The sequence below is a fragment of the Cupriavidus sp. OTU4054 genome (genome assembly GCF_038440175.1).
Taxonomy (GTDB): Bacteria; Pseudomonadota; Gammaproteobacteria; order Burkholderiales; family Burkholderiaceae; genus Cupriavidus; species Cupriavidus pauculus_D.
The window spans coordinates 70,392-96,559 of the sequence record NZ_JASATF010000019.1; the positions used below are offsets into that span (position 1 = coordinate 70,392).

The 26,168-nt window shown below is 67.3% G+C and carries 23 protein-coding genes and 1 tRNA gene; 13 read left to right on the top strand and 11 right to left on the bottom strand.

The genetic code is table 11. From position 1 onward, the window contains the following. Positions 1-63: 63 nt before the first annotated feature. Complete coding sequence (locus tag AAHB16_RS21380; RefSeq protein WP_150370832.1) at positions 64-1,119, bottom strand: CDP-6-deoxy-delta-3,4-glucoseen reductase; 1,056 nt, start codon at positions 1,117-1,119, stop codon at positions 64-66. Positions 1,120-1,129: 10 nt separating this feature from the next. Here AAHB16_RS21380 and AAHB16_RS21385 point away from each other — a divergent pair, with 10 nt between their 5' ends. The 11 genes from AAHB16_RS21385 (at position 1,130) to hutG (ending at position 13,371) form a co-directional block, all read left to right on the top strand. Beyond that, positions 1,130-2,188: an NAD-dependent epimerase/dehydratase family protein gene (locus AAHB16_RS21385; protein WP_150370833.1), complete on the top strand. Its 1,059-nt coding sequence runs from the start codon at positions 1,130-1,132 to the stop codon at positions 2,186-2,188. 226 nt (positions 2,189-2,414) lie between these two features. Next, the gene (locus AAHB16_RS21390) at positions 2,415-3,377 is read left to right on the top strand and encodes an ABC transporter substrate-binding protein (RefSeq protein WP_342051908.1); all 963 of its coding nucleotides are present in this window, start codon (positions 2,415-2,417) and stop codon (positions 3,375-3,377) included. Positions 3,378-3,384: 7 nt separating this feature from the next. Continuing rightward, positions 3,385-4,251: an ABC transporter permease gene (locus AAHB16_RS21395; RefSeq protein ID WP_150370835.1), complete on the top strand. Its 867-nt coding sequence runs from the start codon at positions 3,385-3,387 to the stop codon at positions 4,249-4,251. Beyond that, a complete protein-coding gene (locus tag AAHB16_RS21400; RefSeq protein ID WP_342051909.1) occupies positions 4,248-5,036 on the top strand; it encodes an ABC transporter ATP-binding protein in 789 nt (262 codons plus the stop codon). The genes AAHB16_RS21395 and AAHB16_RS21400 overlap by 4 nt, the downstream gene beginning before the upstream one ends. Before the next feature lie 5 nt (positions 5,037-5,041). Then, entirely contained in the window at positions 5,042-5,809 is a 768-nt protein-coding gene (gene hutC / locus AAHB16_RS21405; RefSeq protein ID WP_150370837.1) for a histidine utilization repressor, read from the top strand. A gap of 83 nt (positions 5,810-5,892) precedes the next feature. After that, positions 5,893-7,491, top strand: coding sequence for a histidine ammonia-lyase (gene hutH / locus AAHB16_RS21410; protein WP_342051910.1), 1,599 nt, complete (start codon positions 5,893-5,895; stop codon positions 7,489-7,491). Positions 7,492-7,550: 59 nt separating this feature from the next. Then, positions 7,551-9,269, top strand: coding sequence for a urocanate hydratase (gene hutU, locus AAHB16_RS21415; protein ID WP_342051911.1), 1,719 nt, complete (start codon positions 7,551-7,553; stop codon positions 9,267-9,269). After that, on the top strand, positions 9,266-9,859 hold the full coding sequence (locus tag AAHB16_RS21420) for a HutD/Ves family protein (protein ID WP_342051912.1): 594 nt from the start codon (positions 9,266-9,268) through the stop codon (positions 9,857-9,859). The genes hutU and AAHB16_RS21420 overlap by 4 nt, the downstream gene beginning before the upstream one ends. Further along, the gene (gene hutI, locus AAHB16_RS21425; RefSeq protein WP_150370840.1) at positions 9,856-11,097 is read left to right on the top strand and encodes an imidazolonepropionase; all 1,242 of its coding nucleotides are present in this window, start codon (positions 9,856-9,858) and stop codon (positions 11,095-11,097) included. Before AAHB16_RS21420 ends, hutI begins: the two co-directional genes overlap by 4 nt. Beyond that, positions 11,094-12,494: a formimidoylglutamate deiminase gene (locus AAHB16_RS21430; RefSeq protein ID WP_150370841.1), complete on the top strand. Its 1,401-nt coding sequence runs from the start codon at positions 11,094-11,096 to the stop codon at positions 12,492-12,494. Before hutI ends, AAHB16_RS21430 begins: the two co-directional genes overlap by 4 nt. Before the next feature lie 58 nt (positions 12,495-12,552). Continuing rightward, positions 12,553-13,371: an N-formylglutamate deformylase gene (gene hutG / locus AAHB16_RS21435; RefSeq protein WP_150373690.1), complete on the top strand. Its 819-nt coding sequence runs from the start codon at positions 12,553-12,555 to the stop codon at positions 13,369-13,371. A gap of 41 nt (positions 13,372-13,412) precedes the next feature. Here hutG and AAHB16_RS21440 read toward each other — a convergent pair whose 3' ends face one another. From AAHB16_RS21440 to AAHB16_RS21460, 5 genes are all read right to left on the bottom strand, one after another. Beyond that, positions 13,413-15,038, bottom strand: a complete 1,626-nt coding sequence (locus AAHB16_RS21440) for a bifunctional aspartate transaminase/aspartate 4-decarboxylase (protein WP_342051913.1) — start codon at positions 15,036-15,038, stop codon at positions 13,413-13,415. A gap of 24 nt (positions 15,039-15,062) precedes the next feature. Further along, positions 15,063-16,748: an aspartate-alanine antiporter gene (gene aspT / locus AAHB16_RS21445; protein WP_150370843.1), complete on the bottom strand. Its 1,686-nt coding sequence runs from the start codon at positions 16,746-16,748 to the stop codon at positions 15,063-15,065. Between the two features lie 50 nt (positions 16,749-16,798). Then, complete coding sequence (aspT, locus tag AAHB16_RS21450) at positions 16,799-18,511, bottom strand: aspartate-alanine antiporter (protein ID WP_342051914.1); 1,713 nt, start codon at positions 18,509-18,511, stop codon at positions 16,799-16,801. A gap of 150 nt (positions 18,512-18,661) precedes the next feature. Beyond that, positions 18,662-19,411, bottom strand: a complete 750-nt coding sequence (loiP, locus tag AAHB16_RS21455; RefSeq protein WP_342051915.1) for a metalloprotease LoiP — start codon at positions 19,409-19,411, stop codon at positions 18,662-18,664. A 147-nt stretch (positions 19,412-19,558) separates the two neighbouring features. Beyond that, positions 19,559-20,440 carry an aldo/keto reductase family oxidoreductase gene (locus AAHB16_RS21460; RefSeq protein ID WP_342051916.1) on the bottom strand — a complete coding sequence of 294 codons (882 nt, stop codon included), beginning with the start codon at positions 20,438-20,440 and terminating at the stop codon, positions 19,559-19,561. A gap of 93 nt (positions 20,441-20,533) precedes the next feature. On the opposite strand from AAHB16_RS21460, the gene AAHB16_RS21465 reads away from it, so the two are divergent. Next, positions 20,534-21,499, top strand: a complete 966-nt coding sequence (locus tag AAHB16_RS21465) for a LysR family transcriptional regulator (RefSeq protein WP_342051917.1) — start codon at positions 20,534-20,536, stop codon at positions 21,497-21,499. Positions 21,500-21,536: 37 nt separating this feature from the next. Here AAHB16_RS21465 and AAHB16_RS21470 read toward each other — a convergent pair. After that, a tRNA-Leu gene (locus AAHB16_RS21470) sits at positions 21,537-21,621 on the bottom strand. An 86-nt stretch (positions 21,622-21,707) separates the two neighbouring features. Further along, positions 21,708-22,067: an HNH endonuclease gene (locus tag AAHB16_RS21475; RefSeq protein ID WP_150370848.1), complete on the bottom strand. Its 360-nt coding sequence runs from the start codon at positions 22,065-22,067 to the stop codon at positions 21,708-21,710. A gap of 94 nt (positions 22,068-22,161) precedes the next feature. Between AAHB16_RS21475 and AAHB16_RS21480 the strand changes: the two genes are divergently transcribed. After that, positions 22,162-23,076, top strand: a complete 915-nt coding sequence (locus AAHB16_RS21480; protein WP_342051918.1) for an alpha/beta hydrolase — start codon at positions 22,162-22,164, stop codon at positions 23,074-23,076. Here the strand turns inward: AAHB16_RS21480 and AAHB16_RS21485 are convergent, their stop codons facing one another. From AAHB16_RS21485 to AAHB16_RS21495, 3 genes are read right to left on the bottom strand one after another with little or no spacing between them, the layout of a single operon-like run. Further along, entirely contained in the window at positions 23,077-23,952 is an 876-nt protein-coding gene (locus AAHB16_RS21485; RefSeq protein WP_150370850.1) for an NAD(P)-dependent oxidoreductase, read from the bottom strand. Positions 23,953-23,969: 17 nt separating this feature from the next. Then, complete coding sequence (locus AAHB16_RS21490) at positions 23,970-25,133, bottom strand: methyltransferase (RefSeq protein WP_150370851.1); 1,164 nt, start codon at positions 25,131-25,133, stop codon at positions 23,970-23,972. Positions 25,134-25,153: 20 nt separating this feature from the next. Beyond that, positions 25,154-26,095: a CysB family HTH-type transcriptional regulator gene (locus AAHB16_RS21495; protein WP_150370852.1), complete on the bottom strand. Its 942-nt coding sequence runs from the start codon at positions 26,093-26,095 to the stop codon at positions 25,154-25,156. Between the last annotated feature and the right edge of the window lie 73 nt (positions 26,096-26,168).

The window sequence follows — 26,168 nt, forward strand, 5'->3', positions numbered from 1 at the left end:
TCAAAACGAAATTTGTCAGACCCCGGTGGCATTGTTGTGTCGGCGGAACGGCCGGCGCGCCGGTCAGGCCGCGCCCGGGGCGTGCAGATCGGCCTCGGACGTGAACGAATCGGCGAAGAACGCGTCCTCGTGCAGCTTGCACTGGGCCGTGAAATCCTGCCGCGCGGCGTTGACCATGACGGGCGCGCCGCACGCGTAGACCTCGTGGCCGGACAGGTCCGGATGGTCGGCGATCACGGCCTGGTGCACGAAGCCCGTGCGGCCGGTCCACTGGTCTTCGTCGGCCGCGTTCGACACCACGGGCACGTAGCGGAAGTTCGGCAGCTCGCGCGCCCACTGCTCGCACAGCGCGTGCATATAGAGGTCGCGCGGGCGACGGCCGCCCCAGTACAGCGTCATCGGGCGGTCGATGCCCGTGTACCGGGCATGCTCGACGATGGCCTTGATCGGCGCGAAGCCGGTACCCGAGGCCAGCAGGATGATCGGCTTGTCCGAGTCCTCGCGCAGGAAGAAGCTGCCGAGCGGGCCTTCGAAGCGCAGGATGTCGCGCTCCTTCATCGCCGGCGCGCCTTCCCTGGCCCCGAACACATAGTCGGTGAACGCGCCGCCGGGCATATGGCGGATATGCAGTTCGATCGGGCCTTCCTCGTGCGGCGCGGTGGCGATGGAATAGCTGCGGCGCTTGCCGTCGCGCAGCAGGAACTCGACGTACTGGCCGGCCAGGAACTGCATGCGCTCGGTGGCGGGCAGCTGCAGGCGGACGGACACGACGTCGTCGGCCAGGCGCTCGATGGTCTGCACGCGGCAGGGAATCTTCTTGATGGGGATGTCGCCGGCGCCATGCACCTCGCGGCATTCGATCGTGATGTCCGACGTGGCATTCGCGCAGCAGAACAGCGCGCGGCCCTCGGTTTTCTCCTGCGCCGTCAGTGCCGATGCGGCATGATCTCCCTGCTCGAACGTGCCGTCGATCACGCGGCCCTTGCACGAGCCGCACGCACCGTTCTTGCAGCCGTACGGCAGGCCGATGCTGTGGCGCAGGGCGCCGCCGAGGATGGTTTCGTCAGCAGCCACTTCGAACTTGTGGCCACTGGGCATGACGGTTACTTGATAAGCCATAATCGGATCTATGAGCCAAACTCTGTCGCCGCTTGCGGCAACGTCCTCTTTGTTGTCGTCTTCCTCGTCCGCGTCGTTCCCCGCGGCCAGGCCGAGGCGCCTCGGTCGTCCGCGCCTGCTGATCGTCGGGTGCGGGGACGTGGGGACGCGCTGCCTGCGCATGCTGGCGGCACGCATGCGCGTGTTCGCGATGACATCGCAGCCCGCGCGGCGGGAGGCATTGCGCGAGGCGGGCGCCGTACCGCTCGTGGCGGATCTCGACCGGCCCGCCACGCTCGCGCGGCTGCGGGGCCTCGCTGGCCGCGTGCTCGACCTTGCGCCGCCACCGGGGCAGGGCGAGGGCGATCCACGCACACGTGCGCTGCTGGCCGCATTGCGCCGGACTGCGTGGCGCCGGGCCCGTGCAGGCGGCGCCTGGCGGAACGGCGACGAGCCCGTCATTCTACCCGAGCGGGGCTGGCATCGGGCGTCCTTGCCGACCGGGGCGCACACGCCCGCCGGCGTGCTCGTCTACGCGAGCACGACCGGCGTGTATGGCGACCGCGGCGGCGCGCGCGTCCAGGAGTTTCATACGGTGCGCCCGCAGACCGCGCGGGCGCGGCGCCGGGTGGCGGCCGAGGGCTCGGTCCGGGCGTTTGGCCGCGATGCGGGGTGGCGCGCGAGTATCGTGCGCATTCCGGGCATCTATGCTGCGGACCGGCTGCCGATCGCGCGCCTCAACAAGCGCACACCGGCGCTCGCGCCGCAGGATGACGTGTACACGAGCCATATTCACGCCGACGACCTCGCGCGCACGATGATCGCGGCGTTATGGCGCGGCCGGCCGCAGCGCGTGGTCCATGCGAGCGACGACACCGAACTGCGCATGGCCGATTACTTCGATCTCGTGGCCGACCGGCGCGGATTGCCGCGTCCGCCGCGCATCACGCGCCAGCATGCGCGCGAGGTCATCGATCCCACGCTGCTGAGCTTTATGAGCGAGTCGCGCCGGCTGGACAACCGGCGGCTCAAGCGCGAGCTGCGCGTGCAGTTGCGGTATCCGACCGTGCGGTCGTTCTTCGACGCGTAGTCCGCGCTCTAACCGTCCCGGGCGACCGGGACGGTGGCACGACGCTTGCGTAGTCCTCCGCTGTCTATACAGGAGCGGTGCGCGGCGCTGCATGATGGTGCGTTTCGCCTCGATTATCGCCATGACGCCGGCGGGATCGGTGCAAACCCTCCGTTGACTTGTATAGACAGGTGCCGCTAGATTTCCATCACCGTCCTACAGGGAGCCGAGAGCAATGACCCGAGCCATGCTTGCAGTCCTGCGAGCCACCGCACTGCGCGTCACCACATTGGGAGCCGTCGCTTTCGCGGCGGGCACCGTCCATGCGCAGAACGTGCCCGTGACCCTCGGCATGAGCGGCTGGACCGGCTTTGCGCCGCTGACGCTCGCGGACAAGGCGGGCATCTTCAAGAAGAACGGCGTGGACGTCGAGATCAAGATGATTCCGCAGAAGGATCGTCATCTCGCGCTCGCGTCGGGCGCCATCCAGTGCGCGGCCACGACCGTGGAGACGCACGTGGCGTGGAACGCCAACGGCGTGCCCATCACCCAGATCGTGCAGCTCGACAAGTCCTACGGCGCCGACGGCCTGGCCGTGCGCGCCGACGTGAAGTCGTTCGCCGATCTCAAGGGCAAGACGGTCGGCGTGGATGCGCCGGGCACCGCGCCGTACTTCGGGCTGGCATGGATGCTCAAGAAGAACGGCATGACGCTCAAGGACGTGAAGACCACGACGCTGTCGCCGCAGGCGGCCGCGCAGGCGTTCGTCGCGGGGCAGAACGATGCGGCGATGACCTACGAGCCGTATCTGTCGACGGTGCGCGCGAATCCCGACAAGGGGCGCATCCTCGCGACGACGCTCGACTACCCGATGGTCACCGACACGCTCGGCTGCGCGCCGAAATGGCTCAAGGACAATCCCAAGGCGGCGCAGGCGCTCGTGGACAGCTACTTCGAGGCGATCGAGATGATCCGCCGCGATCCGGCGAAGTCCAACGAGATCATGGGCGCCGCGGTCAAGCAGACCGGCGAGCAGTTCGCGAAGTCGTCGGCGTACCTGCGCTGGCAGGACAAGGAGGCCAACCGCGCGTTCTTCGCGGGCGAACTCGCGAACTTCAGCAAGGAGTCGGCCGCGCTGCTGCTCGAGATCGGCGTGATCCGGCAGGTGCCGGACGTGACCACGCTCTATGACGCGCGATTCCTCAAGTAAGCCGCCGATGCCTTCGATCATCGAGTCTCCGCACCCCGCGCCCCACCCGGCCGCGCTCGCCTCGCCCGCGGCGGCGACCGTGCGCCGGCACCCGTGGCAACTGCCGCTCGAACCCGTGTCGCCCCGCGCGCGCTGGCTGCTCGGGCTGTCGTTCTTCGTGTTGTTCTTCGCGGTGTGGGCCGCGGTGACGTTCGGCGGCCTCGTGCCGAAGACGTTCCTCGCCGATCCGCTGACGATGGCGCGCGAGGGCGTGATGCTGTTCACGCAGTACGGCTTCCTCGGCGATATCGGCATGACGGTATGGCGCGTGATCGGCGGCTTTGTCCTGGCCGCCGCGTTCGCGGTACCGCTCGGTATCGCGATGGGCGCCTACAAGGCGGCCGAGGCCTTCTTCGAGCCGTTTGTCTCGTTCTGCCGCTACCTGCCCGCGTCCGCGTTCATTCCGCTGCTGATCCTGTGGGCCGGTATCGGCGAGACGCAGAAGCTGCTCGTGATCTTTATCGGCTCGTTCTTCCAGATCGTGCTGATGGTCGCGGTGACCGTCGGCGGCGCGCGCCGCGACCTCGTGGAGGCGGCCTATACGCTGGGCGCGACGCCGCGCGGCATCGTGCGCCGCGTGCTGATTCCGGGCGCCGCGCCCGAGATCGCCGAGATCCTGCGGCTGGTGCTGGGCTGGGCGTGGACCTATGTCATCGTGGCCGAACTGATCGGCTCGTCCTCGGGCATCGGCCATATGATCACCGACAGTCAGGCGCTGCTGAATACCGGGCAGATCATTTTCGGCATCATCGTCATCGGCTGCATCGGGCTGGTATCCGACCTCGTCTTCAAGCTGGCCAACCGCCGGCTGTTTCCATGGAGCGCCATCCGATGAGCGCCTTGTCCATCCAGCAGGTATCGCGCACGTTCACGAGCCCCAACGGCGGCGAAACGCAGGCCCTGCAGCCCGTGGACTTCGAGGTCCGCGACAACGACTTCGTGACGATTCTCGGCCCTTCGGGCTGTGGCAAATCGACGTTGCTGCGCATCGTGGCGGGGCTGGACCGGCCGACCGGCGGGCGTGTGCTGCTCGACGGCCAGCCCGTGGTCGGCCCCGGCGCCGACCGCGGCATGGTGTTCCAGTCGTACACGCTGTTTCCGTGGCTGACGATCGAACAGAACGTGCGCTTCGGCCTGCGCGAGCGTGGCATGAGCGAGGCCGAGCAGCGCGAGCGCAGCGACTTCTTTATCGCGCGTGTGGGACTGCGCGGCTTCGAGCGGCATTTTCCAAAGCAGCTGTCGGGCGGCATGCAGCAACGTACCGCGATTGCGCGCGCGCTCGCTAACGATCCGAAGATCCTGCTGCTCGACGAGCCGTTCGGCGCGCTCGACAACCAGACGCGCGTGCTGATGCAGGAGTTGCTGCTCGGGATCTGGGAGTCCGCGCGCAAGACGGTATTATTCGTCACGCACGATATCGACGAGGCCATCTTCATGGCCAACCGTGTCGCGGTGTTTTCCGCGCGCCCGGGTCGGATCAAGAGCGAGATCGCGGTGGATTTTCCCCATCCGCGCCATTACACGATCAAGACTTCGTCCGAATTTTCGGCCTTGAAGGCAAGGCTGACCGAGGAAATTCGCGCGGAGATACGCGCCGGGGCGACCGCCGACGCGCACTGAATGCCATGAACCACGCAGCCAGCCCGGCGTCCCAGACCGGCACGCCCAACGCCCCCGCCGCGCTCTACCAGCAGGTGAAGGACTACATCGCCCGCGAGATCCAGAGCGGCGCGTGGCGTCCGGGCGACCGCGTGCCGTCCGAGCAGGAGCTCGTGACGCGGTTCTCGGTCTCGCGCATGACGGTCAACCGCGCGTTACGGGAACTGGCCGAGCAGGGCAGGGTGGTGCGCGTGGCCGGCGTCGGCACGTTCGTCGCGGAACACAAGCCGCAGTCGACGCTGCTCTCCGTGGTCAACCTGCAGGACGAGATCCGCATGCGCGGGCACGACTACGCGTGCGACGTGATCCTCGTGGAGCGCGTGGCGGCCTCGATCGAGGTGGCGGCCGCGCTCGACCTGCGCACGGGCGAGTCCGTGTTCCACTCGGTCTGCGTGCACCGCGAGGACGGCGTGCCCATCCAGCTCGAAGACCGCTACGTCAATCCGCGCGTCGCGCCCGACTTCATTACCCAGGATTTCCGCAACACGCAGCCGGGCGAGTACCTGCTGCGCAATGTGCCCTACGACCAGGTGGAGCATGTGGTCGATGCGATCTCGGCAACACCCGAGCAGGCCGCGCAACTGGAGATGCCGGCGACGCAGCCGTGCCTGCTGCTGACGCGACGCACGTGGACGGCGGGCACGCCCGTGACGTTCGTGCGCTGCCTGCATCCGGGTAACCGGTATCGCCTTGGCAGCCGGTTCCGCGCGGACGGCAATCCCGCGTTCGGCTAAGGGCAAGGTACGTCCGTATTCCCATCGCGCCATTTTTTGGCTAAGCTGTATAGACAGGCTTATACAAGAGATTCGAGAGAGACATGACGACAACTTCGAACGACGCTTCCCATCACGGCGCGGATCGCCGCGCGCGGCTCGTGCTGACGCCCGGCGAGGTAACGCTGGCCGACCTGCGCCGCATCTATCGCGGCGAGGTACGTGTGGCGATGGACGACGCGGCGTGGGCCGGCGTGACCGCCGCGCAGGCGACCGTGCAGGACATCATCGAGGCCGACGCGGTCGTGTACGGCATCAATACGGGCTTCGGCAAGCTCGCGCAGTCGCGCATCCCGCACGACAAGCTCGCGGCGCTCCAGCGCAATCTGGTGCTGTCGCACAGCGTGGGCACGGGCCCGGACCTGGCCGCCGATACCGTGCGGCTGATTCTCGCGATCAAGGCGATCAGCCTCGCGCGCGGGCATTCCGGTGTGCGGCCCGAGATCATCGAGGCGCTGCTGGCGCTAGCGAACCACGACGTCACGCCATGCATTCCGGCCAAGGGGTCGGTAGGCGCGTCGGGCGACCTCGCGCCGCTCGCGCATATGTCCTGCACGCTGATCGGCGTCGGCGACGTGATGGTGGAAGGCCGGCGCGTGCCGGCGCGCGAAGGGCTCGCGCACGCGGGCCTCGACGTGTTTACGCTGGGCCCGAAGGAAGGGCTGGCACTGCTCAACGGTACGCAGGTCTCCACGGCACTGGCGCTGGCGGGTTTGTTCGCGGCCGAAGATGCGTTCGCGGCTGGCATCGTCGCCGGCGCGTTGTCGCTCGAAGCCATCAAGGGATCGGTCAAGCCGTTCGACGCGCGCATTCACGCGGCGCGCGGGCAGGCGGGCCAGATCGCCGTGGCCGGTGCCGTGCGCGCAATGCTCGACGGCAGCGAGATCGTCGATTCGCACAAGGCCTGCGGCCGCGTGCAGGATCCGTATTCGATTCGCTGCCAGCCGCAGGTCATGGGCGCATGCCTGGACAACCTGACGCACGCGGCGCGCGTGCTGCGCATCGAGGCCAATGCGGCTTCCGACAATCCGCTCGTGTTCGCCGAGGCCGGCGATGTGGTGTCCGGTGGCAATTTCCACGCGGAGCCCGTCGCGTTCGCGGCCGACATCATCGCGCTGGCGATCGCCGAGATTGGCGCGATTTCCGAGCGCCGGCTCGCGCTGCTGCTCGATACGGGCCTGTCGGGGCTGCCGCCGTTCCTCGTGCGCGATGGCGGCCTGAACTCGGGCTTCATGATCGCGCAGGTCACGGCGGCCGCGCTGGCGTCCGAGAACAAGGCGCTGTCCCATCCGTCGAGCGTGGACAGCCTGCCGACGTCGGCGAATCAGGAAGACCACGTGTCGATGGCCACATACGGCGCGCGCCGGCTGGGCGAGATGGCGGCCAATACCGCCGTCATCGTCGGTATCGAAGCGATGGCGGCCGCGCAGGGCATCGAATTCCATCGCCCGCTGAAATCGTCCCCGCTGGTCGAGAGCGAGCTTGCGCGGATTCGCGCGCGCGTCGCGTTCGTCGAATCCGACCGGTATCTCGCGCCCGATATCGAAGCCATGAAGCAATGGGTGCAGCAGGGCGATGCCGGCGCCGGCTGGCCCGCCGCCGTGCGCGAGCTGCTGCCGACCGCCGCCCCGCACCCCGCCTGAAACTCGTCCGAACAACGCCTCCGACCGACGCTCCAGTTACCCAACAGGATCCCCCGACCATGAACGCCAACGAACATCAATTTGCCCAGCAGACCGCAGCGCCGCAACGCGGCCGGCGCGAGGTGCGCGCCCCGCGCGGCAATACGCTGCATTGCAAGAACTGGCTGATCGAAGCTGCCTATCGCATGATCCAGAACAACCTCGATCCCGAGGTGGCCGAGCGTCCGGAGGACCTCGTGGTGTATGGCGGCATCGGCAAGGCCGCGCGCAACTGGGAGTGCTTCGACGCGATTCTCGACAGCCTGCGCCGGCTGGGCGAGGATGAATCGCTGCTGGTGCAGTCGGGCAAGCCGGTGGGCATCTTCCGCACGCATCCCGACGCGCCGCGCGTGCTGATCGCGAACTCGAACCTCGTGCCGCACTGGGCCAACTGGGACAAGTTCAACGAGCTCGATCGCGCGGGACTGATGATGTACGGCCAGATGACCGCGGGCTCGTGGATCTACATCGGCACGCAGGGCATCGTGCAGGGCACGTTCGAGACGTTCGTCGAAGCCGGTAACCAGCACTACGGCGGCGATCTCTCCGGCAAGTGGATCCTGACGGCGGGCCTCGGCGGCATGGGCGGCGCGCAGCCGCTCGCGGGCGTGCTGGCCGGCGCGTGCGTGCTGGCGATCGAATGCCAGGAATCGCGCATCGACTTCCGCCTGCGTACGCGCTATCTGGACAAGAAGGCGACCACGATCGACGAAGCGCTCGCCATGATCGCGGAAGCGACGAAGAACAAGGAGGCGATCTCCGTGGGCCTGCTCGGCAATGCGGCCGAGATCGTGCCGGAGCTCGTGCGCCGCGCGCAGGCCGGCGGCATGCGCCCCGATATCGTCACGGACCAGACGTCCGCGCACGATATCGTGAACGGCTACCTGCCGGAGGGCTGGACGGTCGAGCAGTGGGAGGATGCCCGCAAGCGCGATCCGAAGTCGGTGGAGGCCGCCGCGCGTCCGTCCATCGTCAAGCACGTGCAGGCCATGCTAGCGTTCCAGCAGATGGGCGTGCCGACGCTCGACTACGGCAACAATATCCGCCAGGTCGCGTTCGACGAGGGCGTGGCCAACGCGTTCGATTTCCCGGGTTTCGTGCCCGCGTATATCCGCCCGCTGTTCTGCCGCGGCAAGGGGCCGTTCCGCTGGGTGGCGCTGTCCGGCGATCCCGAGGATATCTACAAGACCGACGCCAAGATGAAGGAGCTGTTCCCGGACGACAAGCCGCTGCATCGCTGGCTCGATATGGCGCGCGATCGCATCGCGTTCCAGGGGCTGCCGTCGCGCATCTGCTGGGTCGGTCTCGACGAGCGGCATCGCGCGGGCCTCGCGTTCAACGAGATGGTGAAGTCCGGCGAGCTCAAGGCGCCGGTCGTGATCGGGCGCGATCACCTCGACTGCGGTTCGGTGGCATCGCCGAACCGTGAGACCGAGGCGATGCGCGACGGATCGGACGCGGTGTCGGACTGGCCGCTGCTCAATGCGCTGCTCAACACGGCGGGCGGCGCCACGTGGGTCAGCCTGCATCATGGCGGTGGCGTGGGCATGGGCTTCTCGCAGCATGCGGGCGTGGTCATCGTGTGCGACGGCACCGATGCGGCGGCAAAGCGCATCGAGCGCGTGCTGTGGAACGATCCGGCCACGGGCGTGATGCGCCATGCGGACGCGGGCTACGAGAGCGCGATCGAATGCGCGCAGGAGAAAGGGCTCGACCTGCCGATGGTGAAGCAGGGATGAACGTGCGGCGCTTTTCGCTCGACGGGATCGCGCCGATGGCCTGGAAGAACGGCGGCGGCATCACGCGCGAGATCGCGGTGTGGCCGCCGGGTGCGACGATGGATGCGTTCGACTGGCGCATCAGCGTGGCCGATATCGTGGCCAATGGCCCTTTCTCGGCGTTTCCGGGGATCGATCGGCAGATCGCGTTGCTCGATGGCGCGGGCGTGGTGCTGGACGCGCGCGATGGCTCGTTCGGGCACCGGCTCGATCGTGTCGGCGAACCGTTCGCGTTCACGGGCGACGTCGCGGTGGATGCGGCACTCATCGATGGGCCGACGCGCGACTTCAACGTGATGACGCGGCGTGGACGATGCCGGGCAGTGGTCGAGGCGCTTCGGACCCCGGTGCGGATCGCGGGCGATTGCGCGACGCTGGTATGCGTCGTGGCCGGAGACTGGCGAGATGCCGGCGGCGACCGGCTCGCGCCCGGTGACAATATGCTGTGGACTGCCGCGCCGATGCCCGATACGACATTGACGCCCGATGGCGAGGGCGCGCTATGCCTGCGCGTCTCGCTATACCAGGCGCAGACCGGAGAGCCAATATGACCCAGCTTGCAACCGCCGCCGATGGCATCTGGCACCACTGCCATCTGCTGCCCGACGGCGACCCCGCGCATGCGATGCGCGATGGCGCGCTTGTCGTGGCCGATGGGCGCATCGTGTGGGTGGGCGCCCATGCGGCACTGCCTGCCGAGTATGCGGGCGACGCCATGCCGCGCCACGATGCCGGCGGGGCGTGGATCACGCCCGGCCTCGTCGATTGCCATACGCATCTCGTCTACGGAGGCCAGCGCGCCGACGAGTTCGCGATGCGCCTGGCCGGCGCGAGCTACGAAGATATTGCGCGCGCGGGCGGGGGCATCGTATCCACGGTGCGCGCGACGCGCGAGGCGAGCGAACAGGCGTTGTTCGAGCAGGCCGCCGCGCGCCTGCAACCGCTGCTTGCCGAAGGCGTGACGGCGATCGAGATCAAGTCCGGCTATGGCCTGTCGCTCGAGGCCGAGCGCCGGCAGTTGCGCGTGGCGCGGCGGCTGGGCGAGGCGTATGGCGTGGCCGTGCATACGACGTTTCTCGGCGCGCATGCGTTGCCACCCGAGTATGCGGGGCGTGCGGACGACTATATCGCGCTCGTTTGCGAGACGATGCTGCCGGCGCTTGCGGAGGAGGGGCTCGTGGATGCGGTGGATGCGTTCTGCGAATCGATCGGCTTCTCGCCGGCGCAGACCACGCGCGTGTTCGAAGCGGCCGCGCGCCATGGCCTGCCCGTCAAGCTACACGCCGAACAGCTGACCAACCTCGGCGGTGCCGCGCTGGCCGCGCGTCATCGTGCGCTGTCGGCCGATCATCTCGAGCATCTCGATGAAGCCGGTGTGGCGGCGATGGCCGCGGCCGGCACGGTCGCGGTGCTGCTGCCCGGTGCCTACTATTTCCTGCGCGACACGCATCTGCCGCCCATCGCGCTCCTTCGCGCGCATGGCGTGCCGATGGCCATCGCGACCGATCACAACCCGGGCACCTCGCCGACCACCTCGCTGCTGCTGATGCTGAACATGGCCGCGACGCTGTTCCGCCTGACCGTGCCCGAAGCGCTCGCGGGCGTGACCGTGCATGCGGCGCGCGCGCTCGGCGCGGCGGACCGGCATGGCCTGCTGGCGGCCGGCCGCGATGCGGACTTCGTGCTGTGGAACGTCGCCTCGCCGGCCGAGCTCGTCTACTGGTTCGGCCGCAATCCGGCCACGACCGTCGTGCGGCGGGGCCAGGTGTACCGGGGAGCGTCGGCATGAACACACTGTTCGCACGGCAGGCGCTGCTGCCCATGGGATGGGCCAGCGATGTGCTGCTGGACTGGGACACGCAGGGCCGGCTGACGGCGGTGACGCCGAACGCGACACCGGGGGCCGGCGTCGAACACGCGGCCGGGCCCGTGGTGCCCGGCATGCCGAACCTTCATTCGCACGCGTTTCAGCGCGGCTTTGCGGGACTGACGGAGTTGCGCAGCGCGTCGGACGGCGACGATCCCGCCGGGGGCGATTCGTTCTGGAGCTGGCGCACGCTGATGTATCGCTTCGCGCTGCGGCTGTCGCCCGACACACTCGAGGCGATTGCCACGCAGCTGTATGTGGAGATGCTGCGCGCGGGCTATACCAGCGTGTGCGAGTTCCACTACGTGCACCACGATATCGATGGGCAGCCGTATGCCGATGCCGCCGAGATGTCGCTGCGCCTGCTGCGCGCGGCGCAACGCACCGGTATCGGCATGACGCTGCTGCCCGTGCTGTACCAGACCGCGGGTTTCGGAGACAAGCCCGCGCAGCCCGACCAGCGCCGCTTTCTCCATCGCACCGAAGCCATGCTCGCGCTGCTGCAGCGACTGGCGCCCGCGTGCGCGGCGCACGGCGCACGCCTCGGCCTCGCACCGCACTCGCTGCGCGCGGTGCCGCCCGCGAGCCTGCGCGAGGCGGTGGCAGGGCTCCATGCGATGGATGCGCGGGCGCCCGTGCATATCCATATCGCGGAACAGCAGCGCGAGGTCGATGACTGCCTCGCGCAGACCGGTACGCGGCCCGTGGCATGGCTGCTCGATCATGCCGACGTCGATGCGCGCTGGTGCCTCGTGCATGCCACGCATATGGACTGGGACGAACGCCGCCGCCTGGCGGAGAGCGGCGCGGTGGCCGGCATCTGCCCGACCACCGAGGCGAATCTTGGCGACGGCGTGTTCGAGGCCGCGCCCTATCTGGCGCAGCACGGCGCATGGGGCATCGGTTCGGACAGCCATGCGAGCGTGAGCGTGGCCGAGGAGCTGCGCACGTTCGAGTACGGGCAGCGGCTTGGACTGCAGCGGCGCAATGTGCTGGCATCCGGCGCGCATCCGCAGGTGGCGGACCGGTTGTGGCTCGAGGCCGTGGCCGGCGGCGCGCGTGCATCGGGTCGTGCGGTGGCGGGTCTTGCGGTGGGCCAGCAGGCCGATTTCGCGGTGCTCGATGGTGGCAGTGTCGCGCTGGCGGGCCTCGACGGGCCGCAGGCGCTGGCCGTCCACGTGTTCGCCAGCCACGGTCATGAGACACTAGCGGAAATTCGCACCGCCGGCGTCCGCCGCGTGCAGCATGGCGAGCATCCGCTGCAGGCGGAGGCCGGCCCGCTGTTCACCGCCGCGCGCGCGCGTCTGCTGACCGACTGAGACCCCATTCGTCCCTAATACGCCCCACACGTCTACCCTCGACGACAAGATGTCCACGATGTCCTTCACCACCGATACCCCCGCTTTCACGCTGCACCGCGGCACACGCCCGCTACTCGTGTCCATGCCGCACGTCGGCACCTACCTGCCGCCGTCCGTGGCCGCGCGCCTGACCGACGAGGCGCGCACCGTGCCCGATACCGACTGGCACATGGACCGCCTCTACGATTTCGCGCGCGAGCTCGGCGCATCGATCCTCATGGCCACGCACTCGCGCTATGTGATCGACCTGAACCGCCCGCCCGATAACGCGAACCTGTATCCGGGCCAGGACACCACCGGCCTGTGCCCGGTCGATACGTTCGACAAGACGCCGATCTACGCGGATGGCACCAACGGCCCCGACGATGCCGAGATCGCGACGCGCCGCGACAAGATCTGGCATCCGTACCACACGGCGTTGCAGCAGGAACTGGCGCGGCTGCGCGCGGAGCACGGCACGATCGGCCTCTGGGATGCGCATTCGATCCGTTCGGTGCTGCCGCGCTTCTTCGAAGGCAAGCTGACCGACTTCAATCTGGGATCGGCGAACGGCGCCAGCAGCGATGCGGGCCTGGCCGCGCGCATGCTCGAGATCGCGAACCTCGTGCCGGGCCATACGGCCGTGCTCAATGGGCGCTTCAAGGGGGGCTACATCACGCGGCAGTATGGCAATCCGGCCGGTGGCGTGCATGCGATGCAGCTGGAGCTGGCACAGAGCGCGTACATGATCGAGAGCTATCCGTTCGACTACGACGAGTCGCGTGCCTCGCGCGTGCAGCCCGCGATCCGGAAGATGCTGGAGACGATGCTGCAGTTCGTGGAGTCGAAGGTATAAGGCGAAGGGAGGGGGGCACCCCCCTCCCTGTCGCCCATTGCCTATTTCTTGACGACGTTCTTGTTCGCCTTGTTACCCGTCGCCTGGTTGTACTTCTCCACATATTCTTCGAACAGCTTGCGAATCGAGCGACCGATCTTCACGTAGTCCGATTCGTTCAGATTGGCCAGCGATACGCGCCCGGACGGATGGCGCGTGCCGAAGCCACGTCCCGGCAGCAGCACCACACCCGCTTCCTCGGCCAGCCGGAACAGCAGTTCCACGGGCTCCTGCGAACTCAGCACCCATTTCACGAAGTCCGGGCCGATGGCCTTGCCGCCGAGCTGCTCGATATCGAGCAGCGTGTAGTAATCGACGACATTCGGATCGCCTTCCTCGGGCGCGATGCCGATCTCGCGGAACAGCGCGGCCTTGCGCTTGCGGATGAGCCGCTTCATCGCCTGCTTGTACGCATCGGGCGTGTCCATGAGCGAGAACAGCGAGAACAGCACCATCTGCACCTGCTGCGGCGTGGAAAGCCCCGCCGTGTGATTGAGCGCGACCGTGCGGCTGTCCGCCACCACGCGATCGATGAACTTGAGCGTGTCCGGTGTGGTGGTGATGGAGTTGTAGCGCTTGTGCAGCGATGTGCGCTGGGCTTCGGGCAGTGCCTTGAGCTGTTCGTCGAACACGTTGTCGCGATGCGTGGCGATGACGCCCAGCCGCCAGCCCGTGGCGCCGAAATACTTCGAGAACGAATAGACGAGGATCGTGTTGCGCGGGCACAGCGCGAACAGCGACGTGAAGTCGTCCGCGAAGGTGCCGTACACGTCGTCGGTCAGGATGATCAGGTCGGGCCGCTCCTCGATGATCGAGGCGAGGTACTCGAGGCTCTCGTCGCTCATCCGCACCGATGGCGGGTTGCTGGGGTTGACGAGGAAGAACGCCTTGACCTTGGGGTCGCGCAGCTTGTCGAGCTCCTTGTTCGGATACTGCCAGCGCGCGTCGGCGTCGGCATCGATCATCAACTCCACGAGCTGGTAATCGTTGAGCTCGGGAATCTCGATATAGGGCGTGAAGATCGGCATGCCGAGCGCGATGGTGTCGCCGGCCTTGAGCAGATGATTCTCGCGCATCGAGTTGAACAGATAGGTCATCGCGGCCGTGCCGCCTTCCACCGCGAACAGGTCGAATTCGCCGATGAACGGATGATTGCCGATCATCTCCTTGCGGATGTATTGGCCGACGATCACCTCGGAGAGCCGCAGCATGCGGTCCGGCACCGGATAGTTGCACGCGAGGATGCCCTCGCACATCTCGTACAGGAAGTCGCCGGCGTCGAGGCCGAGCTGGTCGCGCACGTACGACACCGCGCCCGCGAGGAATTTCACGCCCGGCGCGTCCGCGCATTCGCGCGCGAACAGGTCGAAGCGTTCCTCGATGCCTTCGCGCCGCGGAAACCCGCCGACGCCCTCGGGCATGTACGAGAACGAGCGCTCGGACTCGCGCATCGCGAACAGGCCGAGCTGCCAGAAGCCATGGCGCGGCACGGTGGCGAGAAAGTTTGGATTGCCGCGGCCCGCATTCAGCATCAGGCAGTCGCTGCGGCTGCTGGCGAGCTTGATGAGTTCGTCCTTGAGTTCGAATGGCGACAGGCTGGCCAGCTTGGCGAGATCGGGTTTGCTCATGGTTTTCGCTCCTTTAGACGAGACCTAGACGAGACCCACGACCAATGGGCCGAGCAGGGTCAGCAATACGTTGGCGATGGCATACGTGATGGCGAACGGCACGGTCGGCACCGGGCTTTCCGCCTTGTCGAGAATCCCGCCGAACGCGGGGTTGGCGCTGCGCGAGCCGGACAGCGCGCCCGCGAGCAGTGCCGAGTTGTCGTAGCGCAGGACGTAACGGCCGAACAGCATCGTGAGGAAGAGGGGCAGCAGCGTGACGACCGCGCCGAGAATGAAGATCGTCAGCCCGGACTCCTTGAGCGTGGACACGGCCTGCAGGCCCGAGTTGATACCGACGATCGCGACGAACGCGGCGAGCCCGAAGTCCTTGAGCAGCTGGCACGCGGCGGTCGGCATGGCGCCATACATCGGATGCTTCGACCGCGCCCAGCCGAACACGAGGCCCGATAGCAGCGCGCCGCCGCCCGAACCCAGCGTGAGGGGGATGGAACCGATGCGCACGACAAGCAGGCCGATGAGCAGGCCCACGAGCACGCCGGCGCCGAAGTAGACGAAGTCCGTCTTCTCGCTGGGCTGCAGTTCGTAGCCCGCGCGTTGCGCCGCGCGCTTGGTATCGGCGGGCGTGCCGTAGAACGTGATGATGTCGCCGTGCTGCAGATGCACGTCCGGCAGCAGCGGCAGCGGATGCTCGTTGCGCTCGATGCGTTCGAGGTACACGCCGTGGCGCATCTCTCGGCTGACATTGGCGACGATCTCGCCGAGCGTCTTGTCGTTCATGCCCTTGAGCGTGAACACCGCGCGCCGGGTCTGCATGACCGTGCCCATGCCCTCCGCATCGGCGACTTCCTCGCCGATCACGAGCGCCGTGGGTACCATCGCGTCGCGCCGGCCCACCATCAGCACGAGGTCGCCTGCCTGCAGCAGCGTGTCCTGCGTGACCTCGAGCGGCTTGCCCGCGCGCTGGATCTTCTCGACGGTGACGAGGTCGTCGCCGCCCATCTCGATCTGCGACACGGTCTTGCCCGCGGCGCCGGTCACGCGGAACAGGCGGCCCACGAGGCGGGGCAGTGCACCGGCCTGGCCCGGGCCGTACTGCGGCAGACCGCCGTGCATGGCCGCTTCCACCTTCTTCGCGTCCGTCTTGAGGTCGGAGCCCATGAAGCGCGGCAGGATGTTCACGCAGACGATGATCGCGCCGAGCGAGCCGAATACGTAGGTCACCGCATAACCAATGGCGACGTTGGCCTGCAGCGTCTTGACCTGGTCCGGCGGCAGGCCGAGCTTGGTGATGGCGTCGCCGGCCGTGCCGATGATCGCGGACTGCGTCATGCCGCCCGCCGCGAGCCCCGCCGCCAGGCCCTTGTCGAGGTGGAACAGCTTGGCCAGCACGACGACGGTCACGAGGCCGGCCACCGCCATGAAGACCGCCATCGCGATCTCGCGCAGCGAGCTGCGGTTGAGCGAGTTGAAGAACTGCGGGCCGCTTTCATAGCCCACGGCGTAGATGAACACCGCGAACATCACGGCCTTCACGCCGTTATCGATCTCGACGCCCACCTGACTGATGACGACTGCCGCGAGCAGCGATCCGGCCACGCCGCCGAGCTGGAACTTGCCGAACGTGATCTTGCCGAGGGCGTAGCCGACCGCCAGCGACAGGAACAGCGCGGACTCCGGTGATTTCTGGAAGATGTTGTGCAGCCATTCCATGAAGACCTCCTCTTTGTATTGCCGTGATGCGATGCAAATCGGGATCGTGTTCAACGGGCTGCCATGGCGGCGGCCATCGTGACGGCGATGGGGCCGAGAAGCGGTAGCAGCACGTTGGAGATTGCGTACGTGATCGTGTAGCCGATCACGGGCGTGCCGTTACCCGCGGCATTGGTCAGCGCCATGATCGTGGGGGTGCTGCAATGCTGGCCGGCAACGGCGCCGAGCAGGATCGGCAGGTCGAGCCGCAGCCAGCGGCGGCCGATGTAGAGCGAGATGGCCGCGGGAATCACCGAGATCAGCACGCCCGCGATCGGCAGCACGAGGCCGTACTGCGCGATCAGGCGCAGCGCGTCGGGACCCGCGCTCAGTCCCACCGCGGCGATGAAGGTGGCCAGGCCGAAGTCCTTGAGAATCTCCGCGGCGGGGCCGGGCAGCGAGCCCATGAGCGGCACGCGCGCGCGCAGCCAGCCGAATGCGAGGCCCGCGACGAGGCAGCCGCCCCCTGTGCCGAGCGTGAGATTGGCGCGACCGATATCGACATGCAGCGAGCCGATCCACATGCCGAGCAGGATGCCGATGCCGAGGAACACGAAGTCCGTGCGAATCGTCGGCACGATCGCGTAGCCGAGCTCCGGCAGCGCGTGCTGCACGGCATCGCGCGGGCCGGACAGCGTGAGCACGTCGGCGCGCTGGAGCACGGTCTCGGGCAGCAGGGGCACGCGATGCTGCATGCGCGAGAGGTTCGCGAGGTAGACGCCGCGGCCCGCGCCGACATCGGCCATCTCGCGCAGGCGCGACAGCGTGAGGCCGACGACTTCGCGGCGCGTCAGCAGCACGCTTTGCTCGCACTGGATCACGTCCTCGAACTCGGCGGCCAGCGCGTCGTGGCCGCCGGCCTCCGTGCCGATGCGCGGTACGAACGCGACCATGGCATCGCGGCGGCCGACCGCCAGCACGATGTCGCCGACATGCAGGACATCGTCCGGTGCGGGTTTCGTCGTTTCGCCATCGCGGAGGATGCGGCGGATGGTCACGCCCATCGCGACGCCGCGTTCGGCGTCGATGACCGTCAGCGCCTCGCCGGCCGGGCCCACGCGCAGCACGCGCGAGACGATGCGCGGCAAGGCATCGAGCTGGCCGTCCTGCCCGTCATCCTGTCCGCCAAGCTTCTGCCATAGTCGCTGCGCCGATTCGCGCAGGTTCTCGCGCAGCAGCCACGGCGCGAGCTGGCTCGTGAACAGCACGATGGCGATCAGCCCGAACAGGTACGTGACGCTGTACGCGGTGACGATATGGCTCTGGAGGACGCGGGTCTGCTCGGCATCGACGCCGAGGTGCGCGATGGCTTCCGAGGCGGTGCCGATGACGGCGGACTCGGTGGCCGCGCCCGCCAGCAGTCCCGCCGCGGTGCCGGGGTCCAGCCGCAGCAGCGGTACCGCGATGGCCAGCAGCGCGAGCAATACGAAGACTTCGACGAGCGACAGCAGGCCGATGCGCCATTCCTTCGCGACGTTGGCGAAGAACTGTGGGCCGCCCGTGAAACCGAGCGCGAAGATAAAGAGTGCGAACGCGACGTTGCGTACGTCGTCGTCGAGCCGGACGCCGGCCTGCCCGATGACGAGCGCGGCGATGAGCGTGCCGCAGATGCCGCCGAGCTGGAACGGCCCGAAGCGGATGGCGCCTACCGCATGGCCGATCGCCAGCGCCAGAAAGAGCGCGATCTCGGGATTTCCGGCAAGCAGTGCGAGCGCAGGTTCCATGACGCGGTTGCGGCCTCCAGGTCGCCCTTGCAGTCACGATGACAGCCCTGCCTGCAAGGGTGTGGAGGATTATCCGCGCGGCGTTTCGCGTCAGGAATTGAAACGTTTCGAAGGTGATTTAAACGGCTTCAACAAGCTCGCCGCCGACACCTATTTGCCGCTGTTGAGCCGGTCCTGAATATGCTGGGCGCGCGCGGCGGAGCCCGGATGCGAACTCAGCAGGCTCGAGTTGCCGCCGTCGAGCTTCGCCAGCTTCTGGAACGCGGTGACGAGTGCCTGGCGGTTCTGCCCGTTCTTGGTAAGCAGATCGTAGGAGTAATCGTCCGCGGCGCTTTCCTGCCGCTGCGAGAACTGGGCATTGATAAAGGTCTCGCCGAGTTCGCCGACCTGCGACGACGACAGCGCCGTGAGCGTCGTGTTGCCCAGCGACCCGAGCAGGCCCCGCGCGGCCGCGGTGGAGTACGCGACCTGCATCGCGGCCTTGGTATGGCCCAGCGCCACGTGTCCGATCTCGTGGCCGAGCACACCGCGCACCTCGTCGTCGGTCATCAGGTCCATGAGGCCGCTATAGACGCGCACGCAACCGTTGGCCATCGCCCATGCATTGACGTCCTTGGTCATGTAGACCTTGGCATCGAGCGGCAGCCCGGTGTTCTTGAGGCCGGCCATGATGGTGGTCAGCCGCTTGGCATAGGTGCTGTCCGCGGTCGCCACGGTGTTCTTCTTGTCCATCTCCGCGCAGGACTGGTCGGAGAGCTGCTTGACGTTGGCATCGGACAGCGACGCCGCGGAGAACAGGCTGCCGCCGGCCTGCGTGAGCCCATCGTAGTTGGTGCCGGCACACCCGGTCATCAGGAGCGCGCAGCCAAAGGCCGCCGCCGTCGCGGAGATGCGAGTCATGGTCGTTCCCTGAGGTTTGTGTTGTCGTTGGACGGTCCGCCGCACCATGGCGCCGGACCGCAACCCGCAGGATAGACCGTGAGCCAGACGCACGGAAGTAGGCGAAGTCTGACAAACGGCTGGCACGCCACGTGCCCGTGCATGGCGCTAGGTGGGGTCGGCCATGCCATCGAGCGCGGCGATGGCGTCATCGGGCAGCACCAGTTCGGCGGATGCGAGGTTTTCGCGCAAATGCAAGACCGAAGACGTGCCCGGAATCAGCAGGATATTGGGCGATCGTCGCAGCAGCCACGCCAGCGCGACCTGCATCGGTGTGGCCTGCAATCGCGTGGCCACCTCGGACAGCGTCGCCGACTGCAACGGCGAGAAGCCGCCCAGTGGGAAGAAGGGCACGTAGGCGATGCCCTCGCGCGCCAGGGCATCGATCAGCGCATCGTCGGCGCGATGCGCAAGGTTGTACTGATTCTGCACACAGACAATCTGACAGATACGCTGCCCTTCGCCGATCTGCGTGGGCGTGACGTTGCTCAGGCCGATATGGCGGATCAGCCCGCGCTGCTGCAGTTCGGCCAGCACAGTCAGGGGTTCTTCGAGCGAACCTTCCGTCGGGCCGTGCACGCTGAACATGCTGCGCAGGTTGACGACGTCGAGAACGTCCACGCCAAGGTTGCGCAGGTTGTCATGGACGGCCTGCGACAGATCTTCTTTCGACATCGCCGGAAGCCAGGACGCGTCGGCGCCGCGCTTCGCGCCGACCTTGGTCACGATGGTCAGATCTGCGCGATACGGATGCAGGGCCTGGCGGATGATCTGGTTCGTGATGTGGGGCCCATAGAAGTCGCTGGTGTCGATGTGGTTGACGCCTAGTGCGATGGCTTCCCGCAGCACGGCGAGCGCGGCATTGCCGTCCCTGGGCGGGCCAAAGACGCCCGGCCCGGCCAGCTGCATGGCGCCGTAGCCAAGGCGGTTGACGCGGCGATTGCCGAGAGCGTATGCGCCGCCCTTCGTGATGTTGTCGATGTTCGTCATGTGGATTCTCCCGATGGATATCGAGAATGTAGGTGCCATGACCCTGTGCGACAATGACCCATAAACCGGACGGGCTGTGCGGAAACCCGAACAATGAAACATGACTTGAACGATCTGAATGCGTTTGTCGCGGTGGCGCGTGCAAAAGGCTTTCGAGACGGCGCGCGGCTCGCGGGGGGCAGCGCTTCGAGCCTGAGCGAGGCCGTGCGCCGGCTCGAGGCGCAACTCGGCGTGCGCCTGCTCAACCGCAATACGCGAAGCGTGGTGCCGACAGAAGCGGGGAGCCGGCTGCTGGAGCGGTTGACGCCGGCGCTCGACGAGGTCGAGGCCGCGATCGACGTCGTGAACCAGTTCCGCAACCGGCCGATGGGCACGCTGCGGCTCAATGTGCCGGTCAGCGCCGCGAGGCTGGTCTTGCCGTCGATTCTTCCGGGTTTTCTCGCGGCCTATCCGGACGTCCGCGTCGAAGTCATCACCGAGGAAAGCTTCGTCGATGTGATTGCGGCCGGCTGCGATGCGGGCATTCGCTACGAGGAGCGACTGGAGCAGGACATGATCGCCATCCCGATCGGTCCGCGCGTGCAGCGCCTGGCGACCGCGGCCGCACCCGCGTATCTGGATAGCCGTGGCCGCCCGAAGCATCCGAAGGAGCTGCTGGACCACGCGTGTATCCGGGGCCGTTTCAGCAGCGGCGCGATCTATCCCTGGGAGTTCGGTCGCCATGGCAAGACGGTGACCATCAATCCTGACGGCCCGCTGCTCGTGCATGTCGGGGGTGGCGTCGATCTGGCCGTGGATGTGGCGATCGCGGGCACCGGCGTCATCCATCTGTTCGAGGATTGGCTGCGCCCGCACTTTGCTACCGGTGCGCTCGAACCGATCCTGGAGCCGTGGTGGACGTCGTTTTCCGGGCCGTTCCTCTACTACGCCGGCCGACAACTGGTGCCCGCGCCACTGCGGGCGTTCATCGACTTCATTCGTGCGATGCCGTCCCGGCCGGCGCCAGCACCAGCGCCGCCAGCACCGGTACCGAAAGCGAACGCGCGCGCCAGACGTTAAAAAGCCGTCCCGGCTTGCGCTGGGACGGCTTTCGAATTGGTGCCCGGGGTCGGACTCGAACCGACACGCCTTGCGGCGGGGGATTTTGAGTCCCCTGCGTCTACCTGTTTCACCACCCGGGCCTTGGGTGGGGCCGCTGCCAATGCAGTGCCCGCGATGAATCGGGGATTATGCCGGAAATCGGGGGGCGGAACAACGGGATTGGCGGTCAGCGGCCGCGGCGGGCGTTGGTGGTGCGGTTGCGGTCGTAGAAGCCCGGCGGCTTGCGCGCGATCCAGCGGATGAAGGCGGCGATGACCGGGTGGGCGCGCAGCGTGGGCCAGTCGTGATAGGTGGCCGCGAGTTCGGGTTCCGTAAAGACCGAGTGGATCTTCTGGTGGCAGATACGGTGCATGGGCACGACCTCGCGGCCGCCCTGGCTTTTCGGGATCGGGTGGTGCAGATCGGTGCTGGCGTCTTCGAGCAGCGGACGGCCGCATAGCGGGCAGCGCGCGTTGGCCGCCACCGGGATCGCGGGTGGGCCGAGTTGATCGTGCGCGTTGGCGCGGAGCCGGCGTTTGACGACCATGGCGGTATCCATGGGAAGGGTTCGAGCGGGTACGTTATCAGATCGTGTAGGATCACAGCGCCACCATCGTGATCTCATGACGAACGGAACCGCCATGTCTGCCCATCCCACCCTGGCCAGTCTCGCCGAACTGCCCTCGCAGGATCCTGCCTTCTATGCGCACGCGTACAACAACCGCGCGCTCGTGCCCGATCATCCCGTGCATATGGCTCGATGGGCAGCGGACTCCGCGCTCGTGCGCGCGCGTGTCACGTTTCGCGAGGGGCTCGGCTATGGCGACCCCGATTCCCCGTACGCCGACGCGGAGACGCTCGATTACTTTCCCGCGGTGACCAGCGTCGATTTCGCGCGGCCGCCGCTGCTGGTGTTTATGCACGGCGGGTACTTCCGCTCGCTCGACAAGAGCGACCACAGCTTTGTCGCGACGCAGCTGCCGCGCAAGGGCGTGTCGGTCGCGGTGATCAACTATTCGTTATGCCCGGCGGTCAGCGTCGAGACGATCGTGCGGCAGGTCCTGCAGAGCGTGGCGTGGCTCTACCGCGAGGCCGCTGCGCTGGGGCACGACCGCGACCGCATCTATCTGGCGGGCCATTCGGTGGGCGGGCATCTCGTGGCGATGCTGATGGCGGCGCTCTGGCCGCAGTTCGGCGCGGACCTGCCGGCCGATCTGGTCAAGGGTGGGATGTCGATCAGCGGGCTGTACGACCTCGAGCCGCTGCGGCGCGCCGAATTCCTGCAGACGGATCTGAAGCTCAGCGCGGCTGACGTCGAGCGGCTCTCGCCGGCCTACCTGAAACCCGCGACCGATGCGCCGTTCATCACGGCCGTGGGGGAGCTCGAGTCGAGCGAGTTCCATCGCCAGAAGGCGCTGATCCGGGCGGCCTGGCCCGACAATGTGCGCGAGGACATTCCGCTGCCGGGCCGGCACCATTTCAACGCGCTGGACGACCTTGCGCGCGAGGGCACGCCGTTGCTGCGCGCGACCCTCGCGATGGTGGGCGCGGTCTGATTACTTTCCGTTCTGCTGTTCGAGCACGCGCAGCAGCGAAGACGTATCGTCCTTGCCCCAGCCGTTGTCGATAAGCTTGTCGAGTTGCGCCGCGGTGGCGCGCATCGCGGGCAGCGGCAGCCCGAGTTCTTCGGCGATACCGTTGGCGAGACCGAAATCCTTGTAGTGCAGGCGCGCTTCCATGCCCGGCGCGAAATCGCGCGAGACCATCTTCGGTCCGAGCAGATCGAGCATGCGGCTGCCCGCGAAGCCGCTCGCCATCGCGTTGAACACGCGCTGCGTGTCGACACCCTGCGCGCCCGCAAAGCGCATCGCTTCCGCAATGCCTTCGATATTGACGACCTGCGCGATCTGGTTGCACAGCTTGGCCACCTGGCCCGCGCCATGATCGCCGATGTAGTTGATATGCTTGCCGATGACGGCCAGCAACGGGCGCACGCGCTCGAGTACGGCTTCGCTGCCACCGACCATGATCGTCAGCGTGGCCGCCTGCGCGCCGATCACGCCGCCCGACACCGGGCAGTCGAGCGCCTCGATGCCGCGCGCGGCAAGCGCCGCCGCGATCTCGCGCGTGACGATCGGGGAGATCGTGCTGTGGTCGATGCAGATCGTGCCCGGCGCGGCGCCGTCCACCACGCCGTTCTTGCCGAGCAATACCTCGCGCACGTCCTCGGACGATGTCACGTTGGTAAAGACGACCTCGGCGCCGCGTGCCGCTTCGGCGTGAGAGAAGAACGGTTCGGCGCCGAGCGCGCGCGCCGCCTCGGCGGCTTCCGGCCGGCGCACGGAGGCGCGCACGGTATGGCCGGCCGCGATCAGATGGCCGACCATCGGCGCGCCCATCACGCCGAGGCCAATGAATGCAACGGTAGTCATAAAACGGTCTCCACGTTCTAGGCTTTGGCGCGCAGTTTCCAGAGCGACGTCACTTCGGCCACGCGCGCGGCGTGCAGCGGATCGTCGGCGTCGGCGGCCTTCGGGTGGCGCGGGCGAATATCCGAGCGGCCGGCCACGACGAGCCCCGCCGCATCGATCCAGCCCTGCAGTTCCTCTCGCGTGCGCAGGCCCAGATGCTCGGCAAAGTCCGAGAGCAGCAGCCAGCCTTCGCCGCCCGGCTCCAGATGCGCGGCCAGTCCCGCGAGGAAACCGCGCAGCATGCGGCTTTCCGGATCGAACACGGCGTGCTCGATCGGCGAGCTCGGCCGGGCGGGCACCCATGGCGGATTGCAGACCACGAGCGGCGCGCGGCCGGCCGGGAACAGATCGGCTTCGGTGACTTCGACGCGGTCCGCGTAACCCAGCTGCGAAAGGTTTGCGCGCGCGCAGCCCAGCGCGCGCGGATCCTGGTCGGTGGCCACCACGCGCCGCACGCCGCGGCGCGCGAGCACGGCGGCGATCACGCCGGTACCCGTACCGATATCGAACGCGAGCGACTGCTTCGCCAGCCCGGCGGGCAGCGGCTCGGCGGCCACGAGATCGAGATATTCGCCGCGCACCGGCGAGAACACGCCGTACCACGGATGGATGCGGTCCTCGAGCGCCGGCACTTCCACGCCCTTGCGACGCCATTCGTAGGCGCCGATCATGCCGAGCAGTTCGCGCAGGGAGGCCACGTACGGGGCATCGGTCTCGCCATGGACCTGCACGCAGGCCTCGTGCACATCGGGCGCGCGGCGCAGCGGCACCACGTGGTCCGCATCGAACGGAATCAGCAGCATGCCCAGCGTGCGCGCGCGCTGCGACTGCGCGAGCCGATGCAGATGGAAGGCCTCGGTCACGCTCGCGGGAGCCTTGGCGCCCTTGGGCGCGCGCCTGGGCTTGCGGTCCGTGCGGCGGGCCATGGCCTGCAGCAGCTGGCGCGCGTTCTGAAAGTCCCCGCGCCACAGCAGCGCGGTGCCCTCGCAGGCGAGACGATAGGCGGTATCGGCCGACGTGGTGTCGTCGGCGATGACCACGCGCCTGGGCGCGGGCACACCGGCCTCGGAGCGCCAGCGCGCCTGGCGCTCGGCACCGTCCTCGGTCCAGTGGATGATGGGTTCGGATGAATGGGTGGACATACTCAAGTCAACAGGGGCAATCAGAGCTCGTAGGCTTCGTGGTCGCCGGACATCGCCTGCTCGACCAGCTTGCGGTTCAGCGTGGGCGAGAACAGTTCGATGAAGGTGTAGACGAAGCTGCGCAGGTAGGCGCCTTGCTTGACGGCCAGATGGGTCACATTGGTACCGAACAGGTGGCCGGCCGGAATGCCACGCAGGTTGCGGTCGCGCTCGGGGTCGAACGCGACGCCCGCGACGATGCCGACCCCGAGGCCGATCTCGACGTAGGTCTTGATCACGTCGGCATCGACGGCCTCGAGCACGATGTCCGGCTGCAGCTGTCGCAGCTCGAACGCCTTGTCGATCTTGGGCCGGCCCGCGAAGTTCGGGTCGTAGGTAATGAGCGGGAAGGCCATCAGATCCTCGATCGTCAGGTGCTTGCGCTCGAGCAGCGGATGGTCGGGTGGCGTAACCACCACATGTTGCCATTGATAGCCGGGCAGGGATACGAGGCCTCGGTCGCGCGAGATCCCTTCCGTCGCGATCGCGATGTCGGCCTGGTCGTGCAGGACCATGTCGGCGATCTGGGCCGGGTTGCCCTGCTGGATGGACAGGCGGACCTTCGGGTAACGCTTGGTGAACTCGCCGACTACGCGGGGGAGGGCATAACGGGCCTGCGTGTGCGTGGTGGCGATGGTGAAATTGCCCTGATCCTGTGCCGCATAGTCCTTGCCGACACGTTTGAGGCTCTCCACCTCCTGCAAAATCTTCTCCACGGAGGTCAGGATGCGCCGCCCCGGCTCGGTCAGGCTGCGAATCCGCTTGCCGTGGCGAGTGAAGATATCGACACCCAGCTCCTCTTCCAGCTCGATAATAGCCTTCGAGACGCCCGGTTGTGACGTATAAAGCGCTTTAGCCGCCTCGGTCAGATTGAAATTCTGACGGACGGCTTCACGGACGAATCGGAACTGGTGCAGGTTCATATAACTTCGGTCGTATAAACAAACAACTTCTTATTAGTTTGAGATATGAGGCCAGTTTATTACGATTTGCGAA

Bases quoted from the DNA above. Each gene is read 5' to 3' on its own strand.
- AAHB16_RS21380 (WP_150370832.1), bottom strand. From the start codon at position 1,119: ATGGCTTATCAAGTAACCGTCATGCCCAGTGGCCACAAGTTCGAAGTG.
- AAHB16_RS21385 (WP_150370833.1), top strand. From the start codon at position 1,130: ATGAGCCAAACTCTGTCGCCGCTTGCGGCAACGTCCTCTTTGTTGTCG.
- AAHB16_RS21390 (WP_342051908.1), top strand. From the start codon at position 2,415: ATGCTTGCAGTCCTGCGAGCCACCGCACTGCGCGTCACCACATTGGGA.
- AAHB16_RS21395 (WP_150370835.1), top strand. From the start codon at position 3,385: ATGCCTTCGATCATCGAGTCTCCGCACCCCGCGCCCCACCCGGCCGCG.
- AAHB16_RS21400 (WP_342051909.1), top strand. From the start codon at position 4,248: ATGAGCGCCTTGTCCATCCAGCAGGTATCGCGCACGTTCACGAGCCCC.
- hutC (WP_150370837.1), top strand. From the start codon at position 5,042: ATGAACCACGCAGCCAGCCCGGCGTCCCAGACCGGCACGCCCAACGCC.
- hutH (WP_342051910.1), top strand. From the start codon at position 5,893: ATGACGACAACTTCGAACGACGCTTCCCATCACGGCGCGGATCGCCGC.
- hutU (WP_342051911.1), top strand. From the start codon at position 7,551: ATGAACGCCAACGAACATCAATTTGCCCAGCAGACCGCAGCGCCGCAA.
- AAHB16_RS21420 (WP_342051912.1), top strand. From the start codon at position 9,266: ATGAACGTGCGGCGCTTTTCGCTCGACGGGATCGCGCCGATGGCCTGG.
- hutI (WP_150370840.1), top strand. From the start codon at position 9,856: ATGACCCAGCTTGCAACCGCCGCCGATGGCATCTGGCACCACTGCCAT.
- AAHB16_RS21430 (WP_150370841.1), top strand. From the start codon at position 11,094: ATGAACACACTGTTCGCACGGCAGGCGCTGCTGCCCATGGGATGGGCC.
- hutG (WP_150373690.1), top strand. From the start codon at position 12,553: ATGTCCTTCACCACCGATACCCCCGCTTTCACGCTGCACCGCGGCACA.
- AAHB16_RS21440 (WP_342051913.1), bottom strand. From the start codon at position 15,038: ATGAGCAAACCCGATCTCGCCAAGCTGGCCAGCCTGTCGCCATTCGAA.
- aspT (WP_150370843.1), bottom strand. From the start codon at position 16,748: ATGGAATGGCTGCACAACATCTTCCAGAAATCACCGGAGTCCGCGCTG.
- aspT (WP_342051914.1), bottom strand. From the start codon at position 18,511: ATGGAACCTGCGCTCGCACTGCTTGCCGGAAATCCCGAGATCGCGCTC.
- loiP (WP_342051915.1), bottom strand. From the start codon at position 19,411: ATGACTCGCATCTCCGCGACGGCGGCGGCCTTTGGCTGCGCGCTCCTG.
- AAHB16_RS21460 (WP_342051916.1), bottom strand. From the start codon at position 20,440: ATGACGAACATCGACAACATCACGAAGGGCGGCGCATACGCTCTCGGC.
- AAHB16_RS21465 (WP_342051917.1), top strand. From the start codon at position 20,534: ATGAAACATGACTTGAACGATCTGAATGCGTTTGTCGCGGTGGCGCGT.
- AAHB16_RS21475 (WP_150370848.1), bottom strand. From the start codon at position 22,067: ATGGTCGTCAAACGCCGGCTCCGCGCCAACGCGCACGATCAACTCGGC.
- AAHB16_RS21480 (WP_342051918.1), top strand. From the start codon at position 22,162: ATGTCTGCCCATCCCACCCTGGCCAGTCTCGCCGAACTGCCCTCGCAG.
- AAHB16_RS21485 (WP_150370850.1), bottom strand. From the start codon at position 23,952: ATGACTACCGTTGCATTCATTGGCCTCGGCGTGATGGGCGCGCCGATG.
- AAHB16_RS21490 (WP_150370851.1), bottom strand. From the start codon at position 25,133: ATGTCCACCCATTCATCCGAACCCATCATCCACTGGACCGAGGACGGT.
- AAHB16_RS21495 (WP_150370852.1), bottom strand. From the start codon at position 26,095: ATGAACCTGCACCAGTTCCGATTCGTCCGTGAAGCCGTCCGTCAGAAT.